This is a genomic window from Mesorhizobium sp. M0296, assembly GCF_040321675.1.
In the GTDB taxonomy this organism is placed as follows: domain Bacteria; phylum Pseudomonadota; class Alphaproteobacteria; order Rhizobiales; family Rhizobiaceae; genus Mesorhizobium.
On the sequence record NZ_JAMYRZ010000018.1, the window covers coordinates 15,805 to 42,001 of the forward strand.

At 63.0% G+C, this 26,197-nt stretch carries 21 protein-coding genes; 4 read left to right on the forward strand and 17 right to left on the reverse strand.

Translation table 11 applies throughout. The features are described 5' to 3' along the window. Nucleotides 1–194 precede the first annotated feature (194 nt). The 10 genes from serS to NKI97_RS18355 all read right to left on the reverse strand — a co-directional run bounded on the left by serS (nt 195) and on the right by NKI97_RS18355 (nt 13,760). Complete coding sequence (gene serS, locus NKI97_RS35505; RefSeq protein ID WP_502907112.1) at nt 195–1,643, reverse strand: serine--tRNA ligase; 1,449 nt, start codon at nt 1,641–1,643, stop codon at nt 195–197. Nucleotides 1,644–2,143: 500 nt separating this feature from the next. Then, nucleotides 2,144–3,007, reverse strand: coding sequence for a twin-arginine translocase subunit TatC (gene tatC, locus NKI97_RS18315; protein WP_352451386.1), 864 nt, complete (start codon nt 3,005–3,007; stop codon nt 2,144–2,146). After that, nucleotides 3,004–3,669: a Sec-independent protein translocase protein TatB gene (gene tatB, locus NKI97_RS18320; protein ID WP_352835710.1), complete on the reverse strand. Its 666-nt coding sequence runs from the start codon at nt 3,667–3,669 to the stop codon at nt 3,004–3,006. Before tatB ends, tatC begins: the two co-directional genes overlap by 4 nt. A 30-nt stretch (nt 3,670–3,699) precedes the next feature. Further along, nucleotides 3,700–3,921, reverse strand: a complete 222-nt coding sequence (locus NKI97_RS18325) for a twin-arginine translocase TatA/TatE family subunit (protein ID WP_352451388.1) — start codon at nt 3,919–3,921, stop codon at nt 3,700–3,702. A gap of 178 nt (nt 3,922–4,099) precedes the next feature. Then, nucleotides 4,100–4,879 (reverse strand): SMC-Scp complex subunit ScpB, encoded by a 780-nt coding sequence (scpB, locus tag NKI97_RS18330; RefSeq protein WP_352451389.1) that lies wholly within the window; start codon nt 4,877–4,879, stop codon nt 4,100–4,102. Further along, complete coding sequence (locus tag NKI97_RS18335) at nt 4,876–5,676, reverse strand: segregation and condensation protein A (protein ID WP_352451416.1); 801 nt, start codon at nt 5,674–5,676, stop codon at nt 4,876–4,878. The genes scpB and NKI97_RS18335 overlap by 4 nt, the downstream gene beginning before the upstream one ends. A gap of 58 nt (nt 5,677–5,734) precedes the next feature. Continuing rightward, nucleotides 5,735–6,754: a beta-N-acetylhexosaminidase gene (gene nagZ / locus NKI97_RS18340; RefSeq protein WP_352451390.1), complete on the reverse strand. Its 1,020-nt coding sequence runs from the start codon at nt 6,752–6,754 to the stop codon at nt 5,735–5,737. A gap of 116 nt (nt 6,755–6,870) precedes the next feature. Next, the gene (locus tag NKI97_RS18345; protein WP_352835713.1) at nt 6,871–10,623 is read right to left on the reverse strand and encodes an SPOR domain-containing protein; all 3,753 of its coding nucleotides are present in this window, start codon (nt 10,621–10,623) and stop codon (nt 6,871–6,873) included. 103 nt (nt 10,624–10,726) lie between these two features. Next, nucleotides 10,727–12,484 carry an arginine--tRNA ligase gene (gene argS, locus NKI97_RS18350; RefSeq protein ID WP_352451392.1) on the reverse strand — a complete coding sequence of 586 codons (1,758 nt, stop codon included), beginning with the start codon at nt 12,482–12,484 and terminating at the stop codon, nt 10,727–10,729. Between the two features lie 61 nt (nt 12,485–12,545). Further along, complete coding sequence (locus NKI97_RS18355; RefSeq protein WP_352835716.1) at nt 12,546–13,760, reverse strand: deoxyguanosinetriphosphate triphosphohydrolase; 1,215 nt, start codon at nt 13,758–13,760, stop codon at nt 12,546–12,548. A gap of 73 nt (nt 13,761–13,833) precedes the next feature. Between NKI97_RS18355 and erpA the strand changes: the two genes are divergently transcribed. The 4 genes from erpA (at nt 13,834) to NKI97_RS18375 (ending at nt 15,793) form a co-directional block, all read left to right on the forward strand. Then, complete coding sequence (erpA, locus tag NKI97_RS18360) at nt 13,834–14,181, forward strand: iron-sulfur cluster insertion protein ErpA (RefSeq protein WP_352835719.1); 348 nt, start codon at nt 13,834–13,836, stop codon at nt 14,179–14,181. Nucleotides 14,182–14,183: 2 nt separating this feature from the next. Then, nucleotides 14,184–14,573 (forward strand): VOC family protein, encoded by a 390-nt coding sequence (locus tag NKI97_RS18365; RefSeq protein WP_352835722.1) that lies wholly within the window; start codon nt 14,184–14,186, stop codon nt 14,571–14,573. A gap of 30 nt (nt 14,574–14,603) precedes the next feature. Further along, nucleotides 14,604–15,398 carry an exodeoxyribonuclease III gene (gene xth / locus NKI97_RS18370; protein WP_352744669.1) on the forward strand — a complete coding sequence of 265 codons (795 nt, stop codon included), beginning with the start codon at nt 14,604–14,606 and terminating at the stop codon, nt 15,396–15,398. Between the two features lie 77 nt (nt 15,399–15,475). Then, complete coding sequence (locus tag NKI97_RS18375; protein ID WP_352454507.1) at nt 15,476–15,793, forward strand: hypothetical protein; 318 nt, start codon at nt 15,476–15,478, stop codon at nt 15,791–15,793. Between the two features lie 24 nt (nt 15,794–15,817). Here NKI97_RS18375 and NKI97_RS18380 read toward each other — a convergent pair whose 3' ends face one another. The 7 genes from NKI97_RS18380 to NKI97_RS18410 all read right to left on the reverse strand — a co-directional run bounded on the left by NKI97_RS18380 (nt 15,818) and on the right by NKI97_RS18410 (nt 26,081). Next, nucleotides 15,818–16,654, reverse strand: a complete 837-nt coding sequence (locus tag NKI97_RS18380; protein ID WP_023678939.1) for a tetratricopeptide repeat protein — start codon at nt 16,652–16,654, stop codon at nt 15,818–15,820. Then, nucleotides 16,641–18,365, reverse strand: a complete 1,725-nt coding sequence (gene ilvD, locus NKI97_RS18385) for a dihydroxy-acid dehydratase (RefSeq protein ID WP_352539733.1) — start codon at nt 18,363–18,365, stop codon at nt 16,641–16,643. The genes NKI97_RS18380 and ilvD overlap by 14 nt, the downstream gene beginning before the upstream one ends. 279 nt (nt 18,366–18,644) lie before the next feature. Further along, the gene (locus NKI97_RS18390) at nt 18,645–19,865 is read right to left on the reverse strand and encodes an OmpP1/FadL family transporter (RefSeq protein ID WP_352835725.1); all 1,221 of its coding nucleotides are present in this window, start codon (nt 19,863–19,865) and stop codon (nt 18,645–18,647) included. 403 nt (nt 19,866–20,268) lie between these two features. Then, complete coding sequence (locus tag NKI97_RS18395; RefSeq protein ID WP_352835728.1) at nt 20,269–23,052, reverse strand: valine--tRNA ligase; 2,784 nt, start codon at nt 23,050–23,052, stop codon at nt 20,269–20,271. Nucleotides 23,053–23,166: 114 nt separating this feature from the next. Further along, nucleotides 23,167–23,496 carry a zinc ribbon domain-containing protein gene (locus tag NKI97_RS18400; RefSeq protein WP_352451398.1) on the reverse strand — a complete coding sequence of 110 codons (330 nt, stop codon included), beginning with the start codon at nt 23,494–23,496 and terminating at the stop codon, nt 23,167–23,169. 133 nt (nt 23,497–23,629) lie between these two features. Further along, the gene (locus NKI97_RS18405) at nt 23,630–24,490 is read right to left on the reverse strand and encodes a DUF2497 domain-containing protein (protein ID WP_352451399.1); all 861 of its coding nucleotides are present in this window, start codon (nt 24,488–24,490) and stop codon (nt 23,630–23,632) included. A 199-nt stretch (nt 24,491–24,689) separates the two neighbouring features. After that, nucleotides 24,690–26,081, reverse strand: a complete 1,392-nt coding sequence (locus NKI97_RS18410) for a TolC family outer membrane protein (protein WP_352644702.1) — start codon at nt 26,079–26,081, stop codon at nt 24,690–24,692. Nucleotides 26,082–26,197 lie beyond the last annotated feature (116 nt).

A 26,197-nucleotide genomic window follows, 5' to 3' on the forward strand; every position in this document is an offset into this window, starting at 1 on the left:
CTGTACGGCGCCCCCCTCTGTCCTGCCGGACATCTCCCCCACTTGGGGGGAGATCGGCTGGCCGCCCCCTCGGCGCTTTCCCTGCACCACTGGCAATTGGCGAAGGTCGCTGCGATGTCCAATCTCCCCCCTTGAGGGGGAGATGTCCGGCAGGACAGAGGGGGGCGCGAAGGAACGCGGGGCCGACAATCTTGTCACTTCGATGATTCGATCTTTGCGAGGCCGCCCATGTAAGGCCGAAGCGCTTCAGGAATGGTTACGCTGCCATCCTCATTCTGGTAATTTTCGATGACTGCGATAAGAGCGCGGCCGACGGCAGTGCCGGAGCCGTTCAGCGTGTGGACGAAGCGATTGCCCTTGCCGTCCTTGTCCTTGTAGCGGGCGTCCATGCGCCGCGCCTGGAAATCGCCGCATACCGAGCACGACGAGATCTCGCGATAGGCATTCTGGCCGGGCAGCCAGACCTCGATGTCGTAGGTCTTGCGCGCGCCAAAGCCCATGTCGCCGGTGCACAGCGTCACGGTGCGGAACGGCAGGCCGAGCCGCTTCAGCACCTCCTCGGCGCATTCGGTCATCCGCTCGTGCTCGGCAAGCGACGATTCCTGGTCGGTGATCGACACCAGCTCGACCTTGTAGAACTGGTGCTGACGCAGCATGCCGCGCGTGTCGCGGCCGGCCGAGCCCGCTTCCGAACGGAAGCACGGCGTCAGCGCGGTATAGCGCAGCGGCAGTTTTTCGTGCGGCGTGATTTCCTCGCGCACGAGATTTGTCAGCGGCACTTCGGCCGTTGGGATGAGCCAAAGGCGTTGTATAGATGCCGAGACGAACGTCTCTTCCGGCTGCCCCACCAGAGCATCCACAATTCGTTGTCGCGCAGAGCGACCGTCGACATCTGGTGAGCCCGCGTCTTGTGCTGAAGCAAGCGCTCGTACAACCTTTTCAATCGAAGTCAGATTTCTTGCTGTAGCAAACAAATCGTCCTCAAATTTCGGCAATTGTCCGGTGCCGAACATTGCCTCGTCGCGCACCATCAGCGGCGGGACGATCTCCTCGTAGCCGTGCTCGGTCGTGTGCAGGTCGAGCATGAACTGGCCGAGCGCGCGCTCCATCCGCGCCAGCTGGTTCTTGAGCACCGTGAAGCGCGAACCCGAAAGCCTTGCGGCACGCTCGAAATCCATCATGCCGAGCGCTTCGCCGATCTCGAAATGCTCCTTCACCCAGTTCGGGCGGGTCGGCGCCTTGCCGACGACGCGCTTGACGACATTGTCGTGCTCGTCCTTGCCAACCGGTACGTCGTCGAACGGCACATTGGGCAGAACCGCCAGCGCATCGTTCAGCGCCTTGTCGACCTCGCGCTCGTGCGCCTCGCCATTCTGGATGAAGGCCTTGATCTCGCCGACCTCTGCCTTCAGCCTTTCGGCAAGGGCGGCATCGCCCGAACGCATGGCATTGCCGATCTCCTTCGACGCGGCATTGCGGCGTTCCTGCCTGATCTGCAGCTCGGTCAGATGCTCGCGCCGCGCCTCATCCGCGGCGATCAGGTCGTCGACCGTGGACTGCGCCTCCCCGGCCGACCACGAGCGCTTCTGGAGCGCTTCGACAAGGGCCTTCGGGTTGTCGCGAATCCATTTGATGTCAAGCATGGTCTGTTCGTCCTCGGCACGGCGGTTTCGGGGCAAGCAAATGCCCAAAACAAAGACCAGAGGGCGTAAACCGCATCGATACAAGACGTCAAGGCAGAGTTCCTTCGCGCCGACCTCAGGTAGGCAGCACGCGCAACGTTCGATCGAAAGAACCCTGGAAACAAAAACCCGCCTCGGGAGGCGGGTTTTTGGAGCCAATTGGCACCATACCCAAATTAATAGCATAGCTGCCGGCACAAAGCAAGAACAAAGTTGCTCCTTCAGCGAAGAATCGTGGCCTAATTCCAGCTTGGGTTCCTCGCCCCACGAAGTGGGGAGAGGTGGCTCGGCGAAGCCGAGACGGAGAGGGGAAACCGCGCCCTACGAAAGACCCCTCTCCGGGCGCGTCGCGGCCCCCGCTACCCCCCCGCGCGGGGGGGGGGCACCCAGGTCTTGAGAGGTCGAGCGCAAGACAGAGGGAGCGCTGTCCCGCGGATTTCGAAAGCTGCCCGCCTCAATCGCTACGTCGAAGACGCGTCCGCCGGCTTTTCGGCCACCTCTTCCGTGGCGTCCTGCTTTTCGCGGGCCACACGGTCGCGCTCCTTGCTGCGCTCGATCAGCCGGGCCGACCAGATCGAGACCTCGTAGAGAAGGATCGTCGGAATGGCGAGGCCGATCTGGCTCATTGGGTCGGGTGGCGTCAGCACCGCCGCCACCACAAAGGCGATGACGATCGCCCATTTGCGCTTCTCGGCCAGGCCCTGGGACGACAGCATACCGACCCGCGTCATCAGGCTGGTCACCACCGGCAACTGGAACACCAGGCCGAAGGAGAAGATCAGCGTCATGATCAGGCTGAGATATTCGGACACTTTCGGCAGCAGCGAAATCTGCACCTGGTCGTTGGTGCCGGTCTGCTGCATGGCGAGGAAGAACCACATCACCATCGGCGTGAAGAAGAAATAGACCAGCGACGCGCCCATCAGGAACAGGATCGGCGAGGCGATCAGGAACGGCAGGAAGGCATTGCGCTCGTTCTTGTAGAGGCCGGGCGCGATGAATTTGTAGATCTGCGTGGCGATCAGCGGAAAGGCGATGACCATGCCGCCAAACATGGCGAGCTTGACCTGGGTAAAGAAGAATTCCTGCGGTGCCGTATAGATCAGCTCGACCTTGTGCGGGTCGAGCCCGGCCCATTGCGTAGCCCATCTGAACGGAATGACCAGCAGGTTGAACAGCTTCTTGGCGAAGAAGAAGCACACAAGAAAAGCGACGAAGAAACCGCCGATCGACCACATCAGCCGCCGGCGCAACTCGATCAGATGCTCCATCAGCGGAGCCGACGATTTCTCGATTTCGTCCTTTTCCTTATCCGAAGTGCTCACTTTGCGGCTCCCGCCGTTTTCCTGGCGGCCGGCTTCTTCGTTGCTGCCGATTGAGCTTTCGGCTCAGCTTTCGTGGCGGCCTTTGGCGCAGCGGTCTTTGCCGGCTTGGCCGGCACGGCAGCCGCTGCTTTCCCAGACGCCGGCTTCTTCTTTGCCGCCGATGCTTTTTGCGGCACGGCCGCTGCAGTCGTTTGCGCCTGCACTGCCGGTGCCACGACGGACTCGTCCGTCATCGCCGGAAAGATCGGCGTGGCCGGCGTCGGCTCCGGCGGACTGACGCCCGGCATCGTCGTTGCGCCGTTCTTCAGCGGCTCGGCTGCCTGTTCTGTCGAAGTGGCGGGATCGACGACCGGCTTGGGTTTCATCACGGCATCGACGCCGGAACGGACGTCAGCGGCCGCCTGCTCGAATGGATTGAGCTGTTTCCTGATCTCGGCCGCCGGATTGAGGCTTCTCAGCGAATCGACCGACTTCTTGACGTCGTCGAGCTCGGCTTCCTTCAGTGCGTCGTTGAACTGCCGCTGGAAATCGGAGGCCATGGCGCGCAGCTTCGCCGTTGTGCGGCCGAAGGTGCGCAGCATGTTGGGCAAATCCTTGGGCCCGACGACCACGATCATGACGATCGCGATCACCAGCATCTCGGTCCAGCCGACTTCGAACATGGCTATACGTTCCGACTAAAGTGTTGGGGCTCAGCCTTTGCTGGCCTTTTCCTTCGGTACCGAAACGGTTTCGTCGGAACGGTGTTCGACGGTACGCTTGTCCTCAGCAGTGTCGTCGTCGGCCATGCCCTTCTTGAAGCTCTTGATGCCCTTGGCCATGTCGCCCATCAACTCAGGGATCTTGCCGCGGCCGAAGACCAGCAGCACGATCACCAGAACGATCATCCAGTGCCAAATCGAAAATGAACCCATAGCAAATCTCTCTCGAACGGTTTCCCAGACGCTGATCTATGCGCTTTCGGGTTCGGATTCAAACAGAACTGCGACAGAGTTCATGAATGAGTGGCAGATGTCACGCACTTTCGGCACAGCAGCCCGCTACCAATCGGCGCAGTTCCGCCCTGCCTATGGCTTTAAGATGGCGCTCGGGTCAATCTTCCGTGACGCGCGGGGTCAAAAGGCCGAGTTCCTCGAGGTCGATGTCGGTCAGCGGATCCTCGTCGTCGGTGAGCGCATCGGGGTCGGCCGGCGGCAGCGGCACCGAGAAATTCGACGGCATGCGGCCGGACAGCAGCCCGGCACCCTTCAATTCCTCCATGCCGGGGAGATCGCGGATCTCCTCCAGTGCGAAATGGTCGAGGAAAATGTCGGTCGTGCCGTAGGTGACGGGACGGCCGGGCGTGCGGCGCCGGCCGCGCATCCTCACCCATTCGGTCTCCATCAGCGTGTCGAGCGTTCCCTTTGACGTCTCGACGCCGCGGATGTCCTCGATCTCGGCGCGCGTTACCGGCTGGTGGTAGGCGATGATCGCCAGCACTTCGAGGGCAGCGCGGGACAGTTTGCGCTGCTGCACCGTGTCACGGCTCATCAGGAAGGCGAGGTCGCCGGCGGTGCGAAACGCCCAGGCATCGCCGACGCGCACCAGATTGACGCCGCGCCGCGCATAGATCTGCTGCAGTTCGGCCATTGCCGCGGCAATGTTGATGCCGTCGGGCAGTCGCGAAGTGAGCTGTTTTTCGCTGACCGGCTCGGCGCTGGCGAATACGATCGCCTCGGCCATCCGTACGGCCTCCGCCATATGCAGCCGCTCGCCAGGATTCCGCGACAAATTCTGCCCCTGATTTTGTGCCGGGTTTTCGGCGACCGCGCCTTGTTCGGCGTCGTCGTCGACCTTGAACGGAATGACCGAAGCGTTGGCGCGTTCGCTCATGGTGCTACCTCGACTATCTTGATGGCCTGGGCGCGGCCGCGCAGATAAAGCGGCGCGAACACCTGGTCCTGCCGCATCTCCATCTTGCCTTCGCGCACCAGTTCCAGCGTCGCCGCAAACGAGCTGGCAACCGCGGTGCGCCGCTCTTCCGGGCCGGCCAGATATTCGACCAGGAAACTGTCGAGCGCCGTCCAGTCGCGCAGCGACCCGATCAGCCTGGTCAGCACGTCGCGCGCATCCTTGAGCGACCACACGCCGCGCCTGGCGATCGTCACATTGGTGATCGCCTGCTTCTGGCGCTGCTGGGCATAGGCGGTCAACAGGTCGTAGAGCGAGGCCGAATAGGCATTGCGCTTCTCGACGATGACCATCTCCGGCATGCCGCGTGCAAACACGTCTCGTCCAAGCCGGTTGCGGTTGACCAGCCGTGCCGCCGCGTCGCGCATCGCCTCCAGCCGCTTCAGCCGGAACTGCAGCACCGCCGCCAGTTCCTCGCCGCTTTCGCCTTCGTCGCCGGGCTGCTTGGGGATCAGGAGCTTCGACTTGAGGAAGGCCAGCCATGCCGCCATCACCAGGTAGTCGGCGGCAAGCTCCAGCCTCAGCGCCCTCACCTTCTCGACGAACGCCAGATACTGTTCGGCCAGCGCCAGGATCGAGATGCGCGACAGGTCGACCTTCTGATTGCGGGCAAGATGCAGCAGAAGATCGAGAGGACCTTCGAAGCCGGCCACATCGACGACCAACGCCGGATCGCCGGTCAGCCGGGAATCGTCGTTCTCGGCCCACAAGCGGTCCATCGGTGCGGCCTTGCCGGCCTTCAGGTCCAATGTTTCCGCCACTTCGCTTCCTTTGATGCTAGGCCACCGCGTCGAAATAACTGGCAAATTCGGCCCGAATCTCGGTCTCGTCCGCCACGTCGCGGTTCCTGATATAGGTCAGCGCCCGCTCCGCGCGCTCAAACGACTTGCCTTCAAGCCCGGTCGTGCGCGATGCAATGCCGGCCATCTCCTCGAACACGCCGTTGCAGTGAAGGACCAGATCGCAGCCCGCCGCAAGGATCGCCGCCGCCTTTGACGGGAAATCCCCAGAAAGTGCCTTCATCGAGGTGTCGTCGCTCATCAACAGGCCGTCGAAGCCGATTTCGTCGCGGATGATCTCTTCGATGACCTTGCCGGACGTGGTGGCCGGGTTCTTCGGGTCGATCGCGCTATAGACGACATGCGCCGTCATCGCCATCGGCAAATGGTTGAGCTCCCTGAACGGGGCAAAATCATGCCGCTGCAAGTCGCCGATCGAGGCGTCGACGGTCGGCAGTTCGAAATGCGTATCGGCGAAGGCCCTTCCATGACCGGGAATATGCTTCATCACCGGCAGCACGCCGCCCGCCATCAGGCCTTCCGCCGCGGCGCGACCCAATTCGATGACGGCGCGCGGCTCCTTGCCATAGGCGCGCGCGCCGATGACGTCGCTGGCGCCCTCGATCGGCACATCGAGCACCGGCAGGCAATCCGCCGTGATGCCGTAGCGCAGCAGGTCGAAGGCATGCAGCCGCGCCATCAGCCATGCGGCACGGGTGCCGGCGTCATGGTCGTCGCGCCACAAGGCGCCGAGTGCACCGGCAGCCGGATAGTTCGGCGCCAGCGGCGGCCGCAGGCGCTGCACCCGGCCGCCCTCCTGGTCGATGAACACCGGCGCATCCGCACGCCCGACGCAGTCGCGCATCGCGGCGACCAGATCGCGGATCTGCTCGGTCTCGCCAATATTGCGCGCAAACAGGATGAAGCCCCACGGGCATTCGTTGCGATAGAAACGGATCTCGTCGCGGGTCAGTGATTTCCCGGCGCAGCCGAGGATCATGGATTTTGATTCGGTCATGCGGAACAGTTTAGAGCTTCGCGCCGACAAAGGGAATCGCCCGCAATTGCCTTCAGAGGTTTCCGTTCACGCAAAAAAGCCGGCGCGGACGCCGGCTTTTCGAGAGGTTTTGGTGCCTAGTGGGACACGAAGCAATTGCCGCCGGCAGCCTTGTAGCTGGTGCACAGTTTGATCGCCTCGTTGCGAGACTGCGCCGGAACGCGGACGCGGTAGAAGGTGCCCTTGCCGGCGATCTCGGCCTTGACGATGTTGGGTGTGCGGCCGGAAAGCACGCTGCCATAGCGGCGCTGCAGATCCTGGTAAGTCGCCTGGGCGCTTTCGACTGTCGGCTGCGAAGCGATCTGTATCGACCACGAACCAGCCCTGGCCGCGGCCGGATCGATGGAAGCGACCTGATCGGGCTTGACCTCGCCAACCACATCGACGGGTTGGTCGGACGGACGCTGCGGCGCCACCGGAACCGTGGCCGGGGTGCTGGAGGACTGCTTGCTGGCTGACGCCTGGGCCTTGGCTTCAGCCTTTGTGTCGGGCTTGGGCGCCGGCTGCAGCTTGGAGGTTTCGGCCTGATCGCCGCTCGCCTGGTCGCCACTCGGCTGGTTGCCAATCTTCGGATCACTTGTCATTTGGTCGATCAGGGGCACGGTGCCGGTCTGCGCCGCGGCGTCGGCCTGGGCCGACGGAGCCACGTGCTGCGGCGCCGGATCGGCCGGCTCGGCAGCAGCCATCTGCGGGGCGGCGGGCGCCGGATCCTCGCGCGCCACCAGCGAGCCGTCAGGTTTCACGACCATGGTCCGTACCTTGCGCGGCGCAACGGCGACGATCTCGGGGGTTGCACCCTTCTCGGCCTCCTGCAGAACCTGCGCGATGCGATCCTCGGACTTGGGCGCCGGTGCGGCGGCGGTTTCGGTAGCGCCAGCCGCACTGGCGCCAAGCGCGCTGGAGTCAGGCGCGTTAGTGCCGGGCGCATTGGTGCCAGACCCGTCGGTGTCGGACGCCACGGCGCCGGGCGCGTCGATATCGTCTGCGGCATCGGGGTCATTGGGCGAAAGATCGACGACGCGGCTCTCCGGTTCGTTGGCCTTCAGGTCCACGGGCTCTTCGGTGTTGGTGACCAGCTTCTGCTGAACCGGCTCGGCGGGCTTGGCGCCCTTGACCACAGCGTCATAGACCTTGTTGTCCTGGTTCGGCACTACGGTGCCGCCTGGATTTTCCGGCTTGATCTTGATCGGCCTGTTGTCGGCCTTGACGATAACCGGCGCATCGCCGCCGCCCTTGCCGCCGAGGGTCAACGCAAAGGCGCCAAGGCCGCCGGCGATCGCCACGGCGCCGACCACCGCTCCTATCAGCAGCCCGCGCCTGCGCGGCTGCCTTTCGGCTCCGCGTTCGGCAAGGCCCGGAACCGACATCTCCTCGTCCAGTTCGGGATCGTAGTCGAGCTCATCGAAGGTGAAATCGTCGGCTTGCGAAACCGGCTGGCCGCCAGGCGATGGGCCCAGATCGAATCCGTCCGCTGCATCGGCATAGGAAGCAGCCGCCGCGCTGACGGGGGCTTCCGCAGGCTTGGCGCCATAGGCGCGCGTCTCGCTACGATCTTGCTTATAGCCAGACACGAAGCCGGCATCGTATTCATCGTCATAGCCAGCACTGCGCACCGGGGCAGGCGCTATGTCAGTTGCATTCATTTCGGTGAGAAGGCTGGCAAAATCGGCATCGAGATCGTCGTAGGCGGGCGCCACCGGCTCGTCATCGTCGAAGTTGAGCTCCGGAATGTCGAGATCGTCCGCCAGCGCCACGACGCGCTCGGGCACGTCGACCGTCTCGACATCGGGCATCTCGTCATAGGCGGAAGGCTGTTGATGCGAGGTTGGTGCAGCTTCCGTGTAGGCGGGCCGATCTTCATAGGATGGCCTCTCTTCGACCGGTGCGGCCCGATAGGACGGCGTTGCGGCCGGCTGCGGCGGTGGTGCCGGACGCGCTGAAGCTACCGGCTGGCTTGCAAAAGCGGGCTGAGGCTGTGCGACCGGTGTCACGCGGCTCCACGAGCGGGCCGGCTCGGGCGGTGTGGCGCGTGTCGTCAGCCAGTTCAGCGCATCGAGCGGGTCTTCTTCGGCAGCAGCTGCCGCACTCTTGTCGGCCGAGTCATGATCCAGGCCGATATTCCTGGCGAAGTCGGCATCGAGCGCATCGCTGTCGAGATCATCCGCGGGGCCGGCAGCGACTTCAACACCGAAATCCTCGCCTTCAAGCTCATCGAGGAGGACACTGCCAAGATCGGCGTCATTGGCGGCACTGGACTGCTGCGGCTCAGCGGGCTCGTGCTCGTCGAGTTCCCAATCCAGCTCGTCGACAGCATGCACCGGCTCGTTGGCGACGTCTTTGACCGCCGCCATTGGCTGTTCAGCGGCCACTGCTGGCTTCTGAATTACCGGCGCGATAGGCTGCTGAACAGCCATCACGGGCTTCTGGGCAGTCTGCGGGCTTGTCTGAGGTTCGTTGACCACTTGTGCCGGCCGTGTGCTCATCGCACCGAGCAGCGCGTTCAGTTCGTCTTCCAGGCTGCGTTCCTCAGCCACTGGGGCCGTCGGGACGACAGCGGCCGGCGCCGCTGGTTCGGCCGCAACCTGCGCCACGGGCTCTTCGGCTTCCTCGGCAGGCGCATCGTCGAAGCTCAGATCGAAATCGTCGTCGAACGCCGCTTCAGCGGCCGTGCCGGAAAGCCGGGCGGCCTCTGGCTCTTCGATCGACTGCTCTTCGATAAATTCTGGTTCTTCGATTTCGGCAGGCTCGTTCGGGCGAACGTCGAAGTCCATGTCGACATCGGCCATGGCATCATCGAAATGGCCGGCAAGATCCTCATCGGCCGAAACCGCCTCAACCGGCGATGCCGGGGCGGCGACGTTTTCCGCCGGCTCATGCTCGTCGAACATCAGCTCGTCTTCGAGCGAACTTGCCACGGCATCGTCGAACTCGTCATCGAACGCAGGCGCGGCCGCTTGCGCGGCGGTTTCAACGGCGACGGTCTGCTCCATCGGCTCATGCTCTTCGAGCATCGGCTCGTCTTCGAGCGAACTTGCCACGGCGTTGTCGAACTCATCGTCGAAGGCGGGCGCGGCCGCTTGCGCGGCGGTTTCAACGGCGACGGTCTGCTCCATCGGCTCATGCTCTTCGAGCATCAGCTCGTCTTCGAGCGAACTTGCCACGGCGTTGTCGAACTCATCGTCGAAGGCGGGCTCGTCGACCGGCTCGATCGCCTCGGCTGCGGCCCTGGGTTCATCCTCGCCGGTCACCGCGATCTTGGCCGTCACATCGTCGTCGTGCCGAAAATCCTGGTCGAGCGAGGCGGCAAGTTCGTCGTCACTCGAAAGGTCGCCCTCGAACGGCGACACGTCTTCGAGCGAGCCGGCGACGGCGTTATCGAACTCGTCGTCGAGCTCCGGCTCGACAGCGGGAGCAAACGCCCTTTCGGGGGCGGAGGCAATTTCGTCGGCGGCAACAGGAGCGGCCGCAACAGGAGCAGCATCATCCGCCGCATTGTCCTCGAACGCGAAATCCTGTTCGAACGAGGCAGCAAGCGCGTCCTCCATTTCGTCGGCGGCGCCCGGTTCGGGTGTCGGCTCGCGAAGCTTGGCAGGGGAAGCATTGTCATTGGCGTCGGCGCCGAATTCGCCCATCAACTCCTTCTCGAGATCGATCTCGAAATCGCCCTCGTCCACCGACGGTTCGGCGGCAGCGGTTTTCGGCTGTGCCGGCGTTTGCGGTTTGACCGGCTGGCGCGGGTCGAACCCCATGATCCTGGTCAGTTCCGCGAACGGATCATCGTTGGCGATGTCGTTGTGGTCGGCTGCTCTCAGCTGGGTTCTGTCTGCCATTATTGTTCCCGAACTCGCACTCATTCGGACGCCATGGACGTCGCGTAGGGTTGGCCCTTACCAGCGCAATGTGGGCAAAAGGTGACAGGTTTTTTACTCAAACCTAACGCATTTCGGTGGGCGCATTGGCTCCGATCAGCGTCAGGCCGGACGTCAAAACGTCCGAAACAGCCTGCACCAGCCCTAGTCTGGCATGCGTCAATTGTCGGTCGTTAACCTTAACAAAACGTAAGTCGGGACTATCGGTGCCCCGGTTCCAGTGTCCGTGGAAGCTGGAAGCGAGTTCGTAGAGGTAAAATGCCAGCCGGTGGGGCTCGAGCGCGAGCGCCGCGGCTTCGATCAGCCGAGGATATTCGGCGAGCTTCCTGATCAGGCCGATCTCCCCCTCATCGGTCAGCAAAGCCACTTCGGCGGCCAGCTGGTTGCGGTCGAACATGGCCTCGCCCAATTGCTCGCTCGCCTGCCGGAATACCGAATGGCAGCGCGCCGAGGCATACTGCACGTAGAACACCGGATTGTCCTTCGACTGCTCGGTTACCTTGGCGAAGTCGAAGTCGAGCGGCGCGTCGTTCTTGCGGTAGAGCATCATGAAGCGGATCGGGTCGCGGCCGACCTCCTCCACCACTTCGCGCAAGGTCACGAACTCGCCCGACCGCTTCGACATACGTACCGGCTCGCCGGCGCGAAACAGCCTCACCAGCTGGCAAAGCAGCACGGTAAGCTTGACCTCGTCGCCGGCAATCGCCCGGGCAAGCGCTTCCAGCCGCTTCACGTAGCCGCCATGATCGGCGCCAAGCACATAGATCAGATCGACGAAGCCGCGATCGACCTTGTCCTTGAGGTAGGCGACATCGGCGGCGAAATAGGTGAAGGTGCCGTCCGACTTGACCAGCGCCCGGTCCATGTCATCGCCGACCGCGGTCGAACGGAACAGCGTCTGCTCGCGGTCCTCCCAGTCGTCCGGCTTCTCGCCCTTGGGCGGCGGCAGCTTGCCCTTGTAGATGTGGCCCTTCAGCGTCAGGTCGCTGATCGCCGAGCGTATCTTGCGGGCGTTGTTCGCATGCAGCGTCCGCTCGGAGAAGAAGACGTCGTGATGCACGTTGAGCAGCGCCAGATCCTCACGGATCATCGCCATCATCGCATCGATCGTCCTGTCCTTGACGATGGCAAGCGCCTCCTCGTCCGGCATCTGCAGCAGGGAGCGGCCGAATTCGCTGGCCAGCGCCTGACCAACGGGGATCAGATAGTCGCCTGGATAAAGCCCGGCCGGAATGTCGCCGATCTCATCGCCGAGCGCTTCGCGGTAGCGCAGCATGACTGAGCGTCCGAGCACGTCGATCTGGGAACCGGCATCGTTGATGACGTATTCCTTGGTCACGTCGTAACCGGCGAAGGCCATCAGATTGGCCAGCGCGTCGCCGACCACAGCACCCCGGCAATGGCCGACATGCATCGGGCCGGTCGGGTTGGCCGAGACATATTCGACATTGGTTTTCTTGCCGCCGCCGATAGTCGAGCGGCCGTAATTGCGGCCTTCGCCGAGCAGCGCCGTCAGATGCGCCTGCCAGAAGCCGTCCTTGAGCCTGAGATTGACGAAGCCCGGGCCGGCGATCTCGGCGGCCGCGATATCCTCGTCGGCGCGCAGCGCCTCGGCCAGCCTTTCGGCCAGCGCACGCGGGTTCTGGCCGGTCGGCTTGGCCAACACCATGGCTGCGTTGGTCGCGAGATCGCCATGGCTGGCATCGCGCGGCGGCTCGACGGCGATGCGCGACAGGTCCGGCGACACGCCATCCTTGTCTTTCAAATCAAGCGCTTCGACGGCCTTTATGATTCGCGCGTTGAAATCGGCGAAGATGTTCATTGCTGTGGCTCTGACGGTTTTGCAGGGATCCGGCTCGTTGGCCGGCAAAATCGCGCCCGCCCTAGCTCAAATCCGGCGTATGGTCAAACAAACGCCTGTGTTCCTTGAGTGCATAAGTGTCCGTCATGCCGGCCAGGAAATCGGCAACACTGCGCGCCTTGACGCGGTCCTCTGCCCGGTCGAGCCCTTCGCGCCAGCCATCCGGCATGGCGCGCGGATCGGCGAAATAGACGTCGAACAGGTCCCTGACGATCTGGTCGGCATCGGCGCGCACCCGCATGACCTCCGCGTGCCGGTAGAGGTGCTTGTAGAGAAAGGCCTTCAGCTCCTTTTCCAATACGGCCGTCTCGGCGGAGAAGCTCACCATCGGCTCGCCGGCCGCCCTTACCGCTTCGGCGCTGCCGGGCTTGATGCGCGCCAGATTGGCTGTCGTCGAGACGATCACGTCCTCGACCATGATGGTGATCTGCCGGCGCATCAGCTCGTGGCCGGTGCGTACGTCATCGAGCGCCGGATAGCGCTGACGCACGCCCTTGAGGATCGACCCCGGCAGCGAGACGCCCTCCAGCATATCCAGCCTCAACAGCCCTGCCCTCAAGCCGTCATCGATGTCGTGGGTGTTGTAGGCGATGTCGTCGGCAATCGCCGCACACTGCGCCTCGATACCAGCGAAGCGATCGAGCTCGAGGTCGTGCAGTTCGGAATAGTCGCGGATAGCCTGCGGCACCGGCCCCTTCAGCCCTTTCCCCTTGGCATCGGTCAGCGGGCCATTGTGCTTGACCAGCCCCTCCAGCGTTTCCCAGGTGAGGTTCAGCCCGTCGAACTCGGCATAGCGCCGCTCCAGCCGCGTCACCACACGCAGTGACTGCGCATTGTGGTCGAAGCCGCCCCAGGCGGCCATCTTTTCATTCAGCGCGTCCTCGCCGGTATGGCCAAAGGGCGTGTGGCCGAAGTCGTGCACCAGGGCCACCGCCTCGGCCAGGTCCTCGTCGCCGCGCAGCGCCCGCGCCAGAGCGCGTGCGATTTGCGCGACCTCGATCGAATGCGTCAGCCTCGTGCGGTAATGGTCGCCTTCGTGTGCGACGAACACTTGCGTCTTGTGCTTCAGCCGGCGGAACGCCGTCGAATGGATGATGCGGTCGCGGTCGCGCTGAAACGGCGTGCGCGTCGGGCTTTCCACCTCGTCGAACAGCCGCCCGCGCGACTTCGCCGGCTCGCTGGCATAGGCCGCGCGCGGCCGATAGCCGAATCCGATGTCGCCCAACTCGTTGGTCATAGCGTATGCCGCAGTTGACTTGCCCCGTCGCGCTTCATACCTATCATACAAAACCGAAAGCAAGGTGACGCCCATGGGCGCTGATGCCAAGACCGCCATGAAAGTCGAGATGACCGACGCCGCCGCCAGGCGGATCGCCAAGATTATGGCGAGCGAAGCCGGCAAGACGGCGCTGCGCGTTTCGGTCGAGGGCGGCGGCTGTTCCGGCTTCTCCTACAAGTTCGACCTGGTCGACAGGCGCAATGACGACGACGTCGCCATCGAGAAGGACGGCGCCACCGTGCTGATCGACGACCTGTCGCTGGTCTATATGGGCGGCTCGGTGATCGATTTCGTCGACGATCTGATGGGCCAGTCGTTCCAGATCAGAAACCCCAATGCGGTCGCCTCCTGCGGCTGCGGCACTAGCTTCTCGATCTAGAAATGCCCGACATCGGCGCGGTCCGTCAGGTCGCGCTTTCCGCCGGGCGCGACCTCGATGCGACGCTGGCGTTCTGGCGCGAGGTGCTCGGCATGAACCTGCATGTGCGTTTCGATCCGCCGGGCATCGCCTTTATCATGGCCGGTGACGTGCGCCTGCTTTTCACCGACGGCCTGCCTGCCGGCACCGTCTATCTCGACATATCGGGCCTCGACGAGTTCCACGCTTCGGCAAGGGCCGCCGGTGTTCCCTTCACCGCGCCGCCGGCGCTCGTCCATCGCGACACCGAAGGCCTGTTCGGCCAGGCGGGGGAAAGCGAATGGATGGCCTTCCTAAAGGACCCGGCAGGCAATACGATCGGCCTTGTCGAACGTCATCCACCGGATCGCTAGTCTCCGGACCACCAGCCTATCGAGGCCGCCATGAAAATCGTCACCTGGAACATCAACGGCGTTCGCGCCCGCATCGGCAATTTGACCCATTGGCTGACGGAAAGCGCGCCCGACATCGCCTGCCTGCAGGAGATCAAGACGGTCGACGAGCAGTTTCCCCGCGCCGAGATCGAGGCGCTCGGCTACAATGTCGAGACTTACGGCCAAAAAGGCTTCAACGGCGTCGCCATCCTGTCGAAGCTGCGTTTCGACGAGGTCAATCGCGGCTTGCCGGGCGACGATGCCGACGAGCAGGCGCGTTTCATCGAGGGCGTGTTCTCGACCGACAAGGGCGCCTTGCGCGTTGCCTCGATCTATCTGCCGAACGGCAACCCGATCGACGACGAGAAGAAGTTCTCCTACAAGCTTTCCTGGATGGCGCGACTTGAGCGCTGGGCCGAGCAGCGGCTTGCTCTGGAAGAGCCACTGGTCCTGGCCGGCGACTACAATGTCATTCCCGAGCCGATCGACGCGAAGTATCCGGAAAACTGGCTAAGCGATGCACTGTTCCAGCCCGCGACGCGGCAAGCGTTCCGGCGGCTGAAGAATCTCGGCTTCACCGAAGCCGTGCGTGCCGTCACCGACGCCCCGGACATTTTTACGTTCTGGGACTATCAGGCCGGCGCCTGGCAGAAGAACAACGGCATCCGCATCGACCACCTGCTTCTGTCGCCCGAAGCCGCCAACTGGTTTTCCTCGGCTTCGATCGAAAAACAGGTGCGCGCCTGGGAAAAACCCTCCGACCACGTGCCGGTGGCGATCGATCTGGCGCTGCAGCCGGCCTGACCGGAGCTGCTGTCCGGCGGCACATTGATAAGTTGACCTCTTATCGCCACAAATCGCGCGCTTGATGAGAAATCATCATGGTGGCTGGGGTTCCCATGACTACTCGATTTGCACTCTGCCCGATCGGCTGCGCGCTTGCGATGGCGGTGGCGACGCCGGCTTTTGCCGATGCAGAGTGCCTGGCTAACGGCAAATCATTCCAGATCGGCCGGGTCGCCTGCCTGACGCTTGCCGGCCAAAGCTACCTCGCCCGTTGCGAGATGGTCCTCAACAACACGTCCTGGACAAAGCAGCGGGATGGCTGCCCGGAGAACACGCTGGCCCCACATCTGCAGGGCACGCCGATCTCAACACCGGCGCCCAGCGGCATGCCGGCGGAACCGACCGAGAATTGATTTCAAAACGGAATTTCTGCCGGCCTACTGGTCGCCGCCACCCTTGGTGAGGATGTCGTCGGCCAGCGATATCGCGGTGCGGCGATCGGCTTCGCCGGCGGCTGCAAACGCTTCTTCCTGCATGCCGCGGATCCATGGCTGGTCGGCAGGTGAGGCCCGTTCGAGCGCCGCGGTCATCATCGCCAGCCCCCGCACGATCTTGCCGCTTTGGAAAAGCAGGTTGCCGAGCGTCGCCTGCGCGCCCGCATGGCCCTTTTCGGCCGCCAGCTGGAACCAGCGTCCGGCCTGCTTGACGCTGGCCTTGACGCCGCCCTCACCCTTGAGGAACATCTGGCCCATCTCGAACTGGGCGTTCGGATTGCGGTAGTTGGCGGCGGCACGCATGTAATATTCCTGGGCCGCCACCTCGTTCTCCTCGACGGGGCTGCCGGGAATGCCCTTCCTCAGATAGTCGCCAAGCGCCACCAGCGCGTCCGAAACATAGCTTTCCTCGGGCGAACCGGGCTCGACATCCTGGTCGACGATCTCGCTGAAGAACTTGAACGCCGCGTAGTCGTCTCGCGCCACGCCATCGCCTTCGGCATACATGCGCGCAAGCTTCCAGGTGGCGCCGATCTGGCCGTTCTCGGCGGCATATTTATAGGCTTCCGCGGCCTGCTCCTTATGGCCGTTCTTGTAGGCGGAAAAGCCGAACTGGAACACCGCCCACGGGCTCGACTGCGGCTTCACGCCGGTCTTGTCGTCGAACACCTTGTCGTCGAAGGCCATGGCCTGGCCGACGGCGCCCAAGGTCGCGCCAAACGTGGCGAGCGCAACCAGTGCCGAAAGGACAGACGACCTCAACAACTCAGATGTCCGCATAGCAGTGTGTTTCTTTGGCACCGCCGGGATGGGTGACCGCGCCGTCGCGGGCAGGTCCGACCGTCTGTGCGTATTTCCAGATCGCGCCCGACTGATAGTCGGTCGTGCGCGCCTTCCATGCTTTTGCCCTCGCCGCCAGTTCGGCTTTGGACAATGCAACCTCGATCGTGCCGTTCACCGCATCGATCGAGATCAAGTCGCCATCCCTAAGCAGCCCGATCGGGCCGCCCACTGCCGCTTCCGGCCCGACATGGCCGATGCAGAAACCGCGCGTTGCGCCCGAAAAACGCCCGTCGGTGATGAGCGCCACCTTGCCGCCCATGCCCTGGCCGTAGAGAGCCGCCGTCGTCGACAGCATTTCGCGCATGCCCGGGCCGCCGCGCGGACCCTCGTAACGGATGACGAGAACCTCGCCTTCGCTATAGTTACGGTGCGTAACAGCCTCGAAACATTCCTCTTCCGAATCGAAGCAGCGTGCCGGACCCGAGAATTTGAGTTCCGCCATGCCTGCGACCTTCACGATCGCGCCTTCGGGGGCAAGGTTACCCTTCAAGCCCACGACCCCGCCGGTCTGGGTTATCGGCCTATTGGCGGGACGGACCACATCCTGGCTGTCATTCCAGGAAACATGTTCCATATTTTCGGCCAAAGTGCGGCCGGTCACCGTCAGGCAATCGCCATGAAGATAGCCATGGTCGAGCAGCGTCTTCATCAAGAGCGGAATGCCGCCGGCCTCGAACATGTCCTTGGCGACGTATTTGCCGCCCGGCTTGAGGTCGGCGATGTAGGGTGTTTTCTCGAATATCTTGGCCACGTCGAAAAGATCGAACTTTATCCCGGCCTCGTGCGCGATCGCCGGCAGATGCAGCGCCGCGTTGGTCGAGCCACCGGTGGCCGAGACCACGGTCGCGGCATTTTCCAACGCTTCTATAGTAACGATGTCGCGCGGGCGGATGTTCCTTGCGATCAGCTCCATGATCTTTTCGCCGGAAGCGAAATTGAAGCGGTCGCGCATCTCGTAGGGTGCCGGCGCGCCGCAGGAATAGGGCAGCGCCAGGCCGATCGCCTCAGCGACGGTGGCCATGGTATTGGCGGTGAACTGGGCGCCGCAGGAGCCGGCCGACGGACAGGCGGCTTGTTCGATCTCGAGCAGTTCGGCGTCGCCGATCGTGCCGACCGAATGCTGGCCGACCGCCTCGAACACGTCCTGCACGGTGATCTGCCGGCCACGGTAGCTGCCGGGCAGTATCGAGCCGCCATAGATGAAGATCGACGGTACGTTGAGGCGCACCATGGCCATCATCATGCCGGGCAGCGACTTGTCGCAACCGGCCAATCCAACCAGCGCATCGTAGCAATGGCCGCGCATGGTGAGCTCGACCGAGTCGGCGATGACCTCGCGCGACACCAGCGACGACTTCATGCCCTGATGACCCATGGCGATGCCGTCGGTGACGGTAATGGTGCAGAATTCGCGTGGCGTGCCGTTGGCGGCCGCCACGCCCTTCTTGACCACTTGCGCCTGGCGCATCAGCGAGATGTTGCAGGGCGCGGCCTCGTTCCAGCAGCTGGCGACACCGACCAGAGGCTGCGCGATCTCGGCCGCCGACAGCCCCATCGCATAGAGGTAGGAGCGATGCGGCGCCCGCTCGGGACCAACGGTCACGTGGCGGCTCGGCAGCTTGGCCTTGGAGATCGCTCTGGCGTCCATACTCGTCCTTGCCGCGGGCGGTGCGGCCTGCCTCTTCGCCTAGCCTTTTGGCGCATGTCCCGAGACAGGTTCGAGGTGCGCCGGGTTTATGGCGGGAAATAGGCAATGTTCCCGGGCGGCCGGGCGACGCGAGGGTTGTTCAGAAACTGTTGCCAAAACGTCACAATTACAGAAGCGAACATCATGGGGACAATTGTTGCGCCAGCCGAATGCCGGACGCCATGCATCCAACCGACGGCCGGGCAGTGCCCGGCCGTTTTGTCGTTTAAAATTTAATAGTTAGAACTTGATCTTGACGGAAGCCGAACCAGCGAGAAGCAGGTCGTTGCCGTAGGTATAGGTAACGGCATTTGCCACGTCGCCGACACCGCTGAAAGTCGATGACCCGCTCGTCAGCACACCGATCGAACCGCCGAGCCTGACCTCGACCTGGTCGTTCGGCGAATAGGAGACGCCGCTGGCAACGGCCCAGGTATCCGACTGATAGCCGGAGGTCGTCGAGGTGCCGCGATCCCAGGTCAGCGAAACCACGCCCGACAATTGATCAGTGAACTTGTGCCCGATACCGCCCGTGACCGTCCAGCCGTCGCGATAAAGCAGGTCAAATGAAACGGGCGAGGGCAAACCGGTTACCGGACTGCGCACGCCATTGATGGCAATGACGCCTAGCTTGCTCCACTCCTGCCAGCGGATGGAACCAAAGGCCAGCCAGCCAGGAGCTATGCCGCTCTGCAGCTTGAATTCCAGAGCCTGAGGTATCTCAGCCGACGCCGAGACTGGGTACACGCCGGTAGAGCCAGGAATCAGATCCGCCGGAAAGGCGCCCCTGAAGCCGGTCGTGTCGACGGTTCCCGACAGCCCGTCATATTTGTAGCTTGACGAGTACATCAGGCTGGCGCGCAGGGCGATCTCGGGGATCTCATAGGCTGCGCCCGCACGCCAACCCCATGCCTCGTCGGATAGCTTGAAGACGCCGAGGCCGGTATTGCCGAAGGCGAGCAGTGTCTGACGGGACAGAAACGCGTCTACCTGCTGGTAGGAGACACCGCCGATGAATCGTATGGCGCCCTTGCCGACGTTCACCTTATAGGCGCAGGTGAGACCGAAATCGTCTGTGTCGACGGCGTATTTGACCGCTGTCGGCGAATAGGCGTTGTTCATGCCGAAATTCGCGTCCGCACCATACGGTCTCGTATAGGTGGCAAGACAGTCTACGGGCTCAAAGATGTTGGCTTTGATGCCGACATGCGGCACCGCATAATGGCCACCAACGTCCACCGCCGATGTCGACAAACCCGAGCCATCGAGACGCTGCACATTCTTGAGTTTGCGCTGTGGCGAAACATAGGTGACGCCTGCGTCGAACGAATATGGCGCCGCGTCGAACAGCTGGTCGATGTTGACGCCGCCCCGGTCAAAGCCCCCGGCTTGCACCGTCCCAGCCAAAGCCAGCGAAAAAGCCCCCGCGCCCAGCAGCACTTTCAGACGCGAATAACACATGAATCTCCTCCCCGAAATATCCTTGCATCAAGCTAGAACCAATTCAGGTTAACGGCGCAACAACGAATTCGCCGTGCGTACATGTACACCTTGGCTGAACGCATTTCCGACAAGGTGTCGGCCTTCTTACCGAGGCGGGAAAATGGCCGCCACAATACAGATCGACGAGAAAACTCGGGAAAAACCCCTAAATCACTACAAAACAGGGCATTTTGCGTGCCCAGTCAGCCATTGTTACATTACGGCAACAATGGGGCAAAAACATTCAGTTTGCCTCAAGATTTACGCTGCGGAATGCCCGTTTTCGTGGCAGGCGGCCTGTCTGGAAGGCAGATTCGTGACCGGCGAATCTATTGCGGCCAACAGGCCCAATTTGTTTGATCAGCCGGCCCAATCTGTTCGATCAACCGGCATCGCGCACCCGCGCCAATGCCACCGAAAGCTTCTCTTGCGCCTCGCGATATTCGGCGAGTTTTTCACGCTCGGCCTCCACCACCTCTTCCGGCGCGTTGGCGACGAATTTCTCGTTGGACAGCTTCTTGTAGAGCCGCGCTATTTCCTCGGTCACCTTCGCAAGCTCCTTGTGCAGGCGCGCTGCCTCGGCGGCAAGGTCGATCAGGCTGCCGAGCGGCAGGCAGATCGTCGCCTCGTTGACCACGATCTGGGCGGATCCCCTCGGTGGCGCCTCGGCGAGCGAGATGTCGCCGACCCGCGCCAGACGCTTGATAGCCGAGCCCTGACGCTCGAGCCTTTCGTGTGTCGCGTCGTTGGCGCCGATCACCACGAGCGGTGCGATAGCCGCCGGCGGCACGTTCATCTCCGAACGCACCGAGCGGATGCCGGAGACAAGGTCGACCAGCCAGTTGATGTCGGCGGCGGCCGCCTCGTCCTCGAAGTCGGGCGACGGCCATGCCGCATGACAAAGCAGCGATTGCCGTTGCCTGCCCTCGCCGGCGGTTTCGGCCCACAGTTCCTCGGTCATGAACGGCATCATCGGATGCAGCAGCTTATAGATCTCGTCGAGTACGAAGGCGACGCATGCCCTGCTCTCGGCCTTGGCGGCCTCGTCGGTGCCCATGAACACCGGCTTCAGCAGTTCCAGGTACCAGTCGCAGAACTGGTTCCAGACGAACCGGTAGGCGGCACCCGCCGCCTCGTTGAAACGGTATGAGGTGATACCGTCCGTTATGTCCCGCGCGGCTCGCGTCAGCTCCGTCAAGATCCAGCGGTTGACCGCCAGCTTGGCGTCCTGCAGCCAGAAATCGTCGTCGCGCGCCACTTCGTTCATCTCGGCGAAGCGCGTCGCGTTCCACAGCTTGGTGCCGAAATTGCGATAACCGGCAATGCGGGCCGGATCGAGCTTAACGTCGCGCCCTTGCGCTGCCATCACAGTCAAGGTGAAGCGCAGCGCATCGGCGCCGTATTCGTCGATGAGCTCGAGCGGATCGATGACGTTGCCTTTCGACTTCGACATCTTCTGCCCGTTCTTGTCGCGAACCAGAGCATGGACATAGACGGTATGAAACGGCTCCTGATCCATGAAATGCAGGCCCATCATCATCATGCGGGCGACCCAGAAGAAGATGATGTCGAAACCGGTCACCAGCACGTCGGTCGGGTAATAGGTCTTCAGCTCCCGCGTCTGGTCCGGCCAGCCAAGCGTCGAGAACGGCCACAGCGCCGACGAGAACCATGTGTCGAGCACGTCCTCGTCGCGGGTCAGGATCTCGCCAGGCTGGAAATTCTCAAGCTTGTCCTCGACCCAGGCCTTCCACGGCCCTTCCAGCGCCAGATAATATTCGACGGCGGCACCGAGCGCCTCTTCCTCGGTCTTTTCGACAAAGACATGCCCGTCCGGCCCGTACCAGGCAGGGATCTGGTGACCCCACCAGAGCTGGCGCGAAATGCACCAGGGCTGGATGTTTTCCATCCAGTCGAAATAGGTCTTTTCCCAGTTTTTGGGCACGAAATTGGTACGGCCCTCGCGCACCGAGGCGATCGCAGGCTTGGCCAGTTCCGCCGCATTGACATACCACTGGTCGGTCAGAAACGGCTCGATCGGCACGCCGCCGCGGTCGCCGTGCGGCACCGTGTGGCGATGCGGCTCGACCTTTTCGAGAAAGCCGCCCGCCTGCATCAACTCGACGATCTTCTTGCGCGCGTCGAAACGGTCGAGGCCGTCGAGGCTGTCCCATACGGCCTGGCGCTCCGGCGTCACTTCCAGTCCGGCGAGAAAGTCCTCATTGTCCTTGAGGCTCACCGCCGCATTGACGGTGAGGATGTTGACCGCCGGCAGCCGGTGGCGCTTGCCGACCTCGAAGTCGTTGAAGTCATGCGCCGGCGTGATCTTGACCGCACCACTGCCTTTTTCGGGATCGGAATACTCGTCCGCCACCACCGGAATCCTGCGGCCGACGATCGGCAGGATGAGGTTCTTGCCGACGAGATGCCGGAAACGTTCGTCGTCGGGGTGGACGGCGACAGCCGTATCACCCAGCATCGTCTCCGGGCGGGTCGTCGCAACGGTGATGAAGGTCTTCGGATTTTCCGGATCGAAGGTCATGCCTTCGACTGGATAGCGGAAGTGCCAGAGGTTGCCGTTGACTTCCTGCTGCTCGACCTCGAGATCCGAGATGGCGGTCAACAGCTTTGGGTCCCAGTTCACAAGGCGCTTGTCCTTGTAGATCAGCCCTTCCTTGTAGAGCGTCACGAACACTTCGAGCACGGCCTTGGACAGGCCCTCGTCCATGGTGAAGCGCTCCCGGCTCCAGTCGGCCGAGGCCCCGAGCCGCTTCAGCTGGTTGAGGATGGCGCCGCCGGATTCTGCCTTCCATTCCCACACCTTGTCGATGAACTCATCGCGCGTCAGGTCGCGGCGGTGGATCTGATTTTGCATCAGCTGGCGCTCGACCACCATCTGCGTGGCGATGCCGGCATGGTCCATCCCCGGCTGCCACAGCACGTTCTTGCCGCGCATGCGCTCGAAGCGCACCAGAATGTCCTGCAGCGTGTTGTTGAGCGCATGACCCATATGCAGCGAGCCGGTGACATTCGGCGGCGGGATGACGATGGTGAAGGCTTCAGCCCCCTCCTCGGCCCCGGCACCGGCCCGAAAGGCGTCGGCCTCTTCCCAGATCCTGGCAATCTTCGGCTCGACGGCTTTGGCGTCGTAGGTCTTTTCGAGCATGGGAAAACGGTCCGCGCTGTCCGGAATTTGTGGTCCGGTGTAAATCGGAAGGTTGTTGCCAAGTCAACCGCAAGGGCGGCGGGTTTGTTCCACCTAGCTGCCCTGATGAGTTCTTTACTTGGCGGCAAGCCCATGCCCGCATTCGGCACAGAATTTCGCCCTTGGCGTGCGGTATGGTTTTCCGCAGGCCGGGCAATCGGGACCATAGTCGGAACGGCGGACGTGCAGAAGCCAGTACGTGTGGCCAAGCGTGACCCCGGTGCGTTCGCGATAGCGATCGGCAGCCGGATGTTTCATTTCCTTCCAGAAGCCATTCTTGGAAATGAATCTCTTGGTTTGAAAGTAAAGCGCCGCAGGGTCTCCGACGATCTCTCGATACTCCTCGTCGGTAAGCATGGGCACCCAAGATCGCAATCGATAGCTGTAGGTCTGTTTGCGGTTCATCGATCGACGATAGCAGGCGGGCTGCTCCGGCGAAATGCGTGGCGCGCAACTCGCCCTCGCGCGGACGCTTAATGCAATTCGGCCGTTTCAGGACATCGGCTGTGCGCAACTAGGCCCGCAAGCCGGAAAGCTGCTACTGCGCGCCGCGCGCGACGCGCTCGATTTCCTCGCGCACCAGCCGCTCGACCAGCGTCGGAAGGTTGTTGTCCAGCCAGTCCTGCAGCATGGGCCGCAGCATCTCCTCGGCCATCTCGTCGAAAGTCTTCTTGCTGCGGCTGGCAAACGCGTCGGAAAGCTCGCCGAAGGCGGCGGCAACCTGCCGGCCCGTATGCTCCGAAAGGATTGCCGGACGTGCGGGCGGCGCCTCGCTGGCCGCCGGACGCGCCAATCCGATTTTCGACGATTCCGGGCCGATTTTCGAAGATTCCGGGCCGCTTTCCGAAAGCTCCGGCCCAATTTCCGAAGGCTCCGGCACAGGTCCAGCAGTCGCCTCGTTCTCGAAAACCTCGGCTTTCGGCTCGGCGTCCGGCGTCCGGAGTGGCTCGGCGCGCTCCGGCTTGGCCATCGCGTCGCCGACCGCGGCGATCTCGCGCCGCCAATCGGCGATGATGGTGTCGGTCGTCTCGGCAGCCTTGGCTGTCGCAGGCCGATCCGGCTTTGCGGGCGGTTCGGGAGCGGCGTTCACCTCAGCCAGCGTCACCGCTGCTTGTATCGGGCCGGGACGCAGCGGCGTTTCCTGGCGCTCAATGACCGGCGCGGCCGCTGGCTGCACCTCGGCGCGCGTGGCCGGCTTGGCGATCTCCAGTCCGCCGCGCAGTTCGGAGCGGAACGCATCCCCCTCCGCTGCTGCCGGCGCCGGTTGCAGATCCTGGCGCAGCTCGTCCGCGTCGCCCGGCTGCTTGCGGCCGGTATCGCTGTCCTCGATGATCCTTCTGATGGAAGCCAGTATTTCTTCCATGGAAGGTTCGCGCTGTACGCTGCTTGCCGTCGCCATCGTCACATCCGCCGCCCTTGTGACTCGTTCTCAGATTTCCTGTCCGGCAATGCCGGATTCGAATCATGGCAACAGCGTAACCGACGGAACGGCTTGCGAGAATCCCCAATCTGGCGACATCTCGGATTTCAACAGATTAGGGTCGGAAGTTGAAAGCCCGCGCGTCGTTCGAGCGCGGGCTGAAAACACGGCTTGGCGATCAGCGGCCGTCCGGCGTGCGCAGGCCGATCCACTTGTCCTTGACGGCGTTGTAATGCTCTTCGGGCCTGTACTTCGTCACGTTGAGCGCAAGGCGGTCTGCCGACAAATGGCCAACCGCCGAGAGGATGGCATAGCTCGCCACCACCACGTCACGTTCGGCGCTGACAAGATTGATCTTGGCGGTGATGAGGGTCGCCTGCGCGTTGAGCACGTCGAGCGTGGTGCGCTGGCCGACATTGCGCTCTTCGATAACGCCGTTCAGGGCAAGCTGCGCGGCGGCGACCACCTGCCGGTTGGCCGTGACGCTTTGCTGCGCGGCGGTGTATTGCGACCATGCCGAGGTCACCGCTTGGCGCACGGTGTCGCGGCTGACATCGACCTCGATACGGGCCTGGCTAAGTGATTCCTTTGATTGGCGAACCAATGCCGAGGTCCGGCCGCCGGAATAGATCGGTATCGTCAATGTCGCGCCGATGTTCGCCGAATTGGTTACGCCATCCTGTGTCGAGGAGAGCGAGCCGGGCGCGGTGCCGCGAAAGGCGCTCGAAACACCCGCCGACGCCGATAGTTGCGGCAGCAACGCGCCCTCTGCCGACTTCACCGAAAACCCCGCCGCGTCGACCAGATGCGCGGTGGCGAGGATGGCCGGATGCTCGGCCGATGCGATCGCGATCGCCGCATCGAGGCTCGACGGCAACAGCTTCGACACCGGCGAAGCCGGCCTGAGCCTGCCCGGCTCGTCGCCGACGATCTGGCGATAGGTCGCGGCGCTTGCCAGCGCCGTCGCGCGGGCGGCGCTCAACTGCGCCACCGCGGAGGCACGCTGGGCGTCGGCTTGCGCGACGTCGGTGCGCGTACCTTCGCCGACCTCGAAGCGCGAACGCGCCGCACGCGCCTGCTCGGTCAGGAATTGCAGATTCTGTTCGGTCAGCACGGCGACCTGGCGGTCGCGGATAACGTCCATATAGGCGCTTGCCGCGTTGAAAAGAGTGTTTTCTTCGGCGTTGCGCAGGCTTTCGAACGAAGCGCGGACCCGCGATTCGGCGGCCGCCACATTGTTCCTGGTCTGAAAACCGTCAAACAGCGTCTGGTCGATCTCGACGCCGAAGTTGCCGGTGGTCAACGAGATGTTTCGGTGCAACCGGTTGCTGTGGCTGGCGGTATAATCGATGCTCGCGGAACCGGTGATGGTCGGGCGCCAGCCCGACTTGGCGATGGCAACGCCCTCGTCGGTGACCCGAACGCCGGCGCGTGAAGAATTGAGCGAGGAATTGTTTTGGTAGGCCTTTGAAAGGGCCCCGAGAATGGTTTCGGCCGAGGCGGCCATTGGAGACAGCGCTGTCGCCGAAACGAGGACAGCGGTAAAAAGCAACTTGCGTACAGACGGCACGTTATATTCCCTCATTCGTTTTGCACGGGAACTGCGCCACGCTGGCTTCTCCTTCTGATCAGCCGGCGCCGCGTTTTTTATCGTTCCCCCGCTGAAAGCCCCCAGAAACGCCCGGT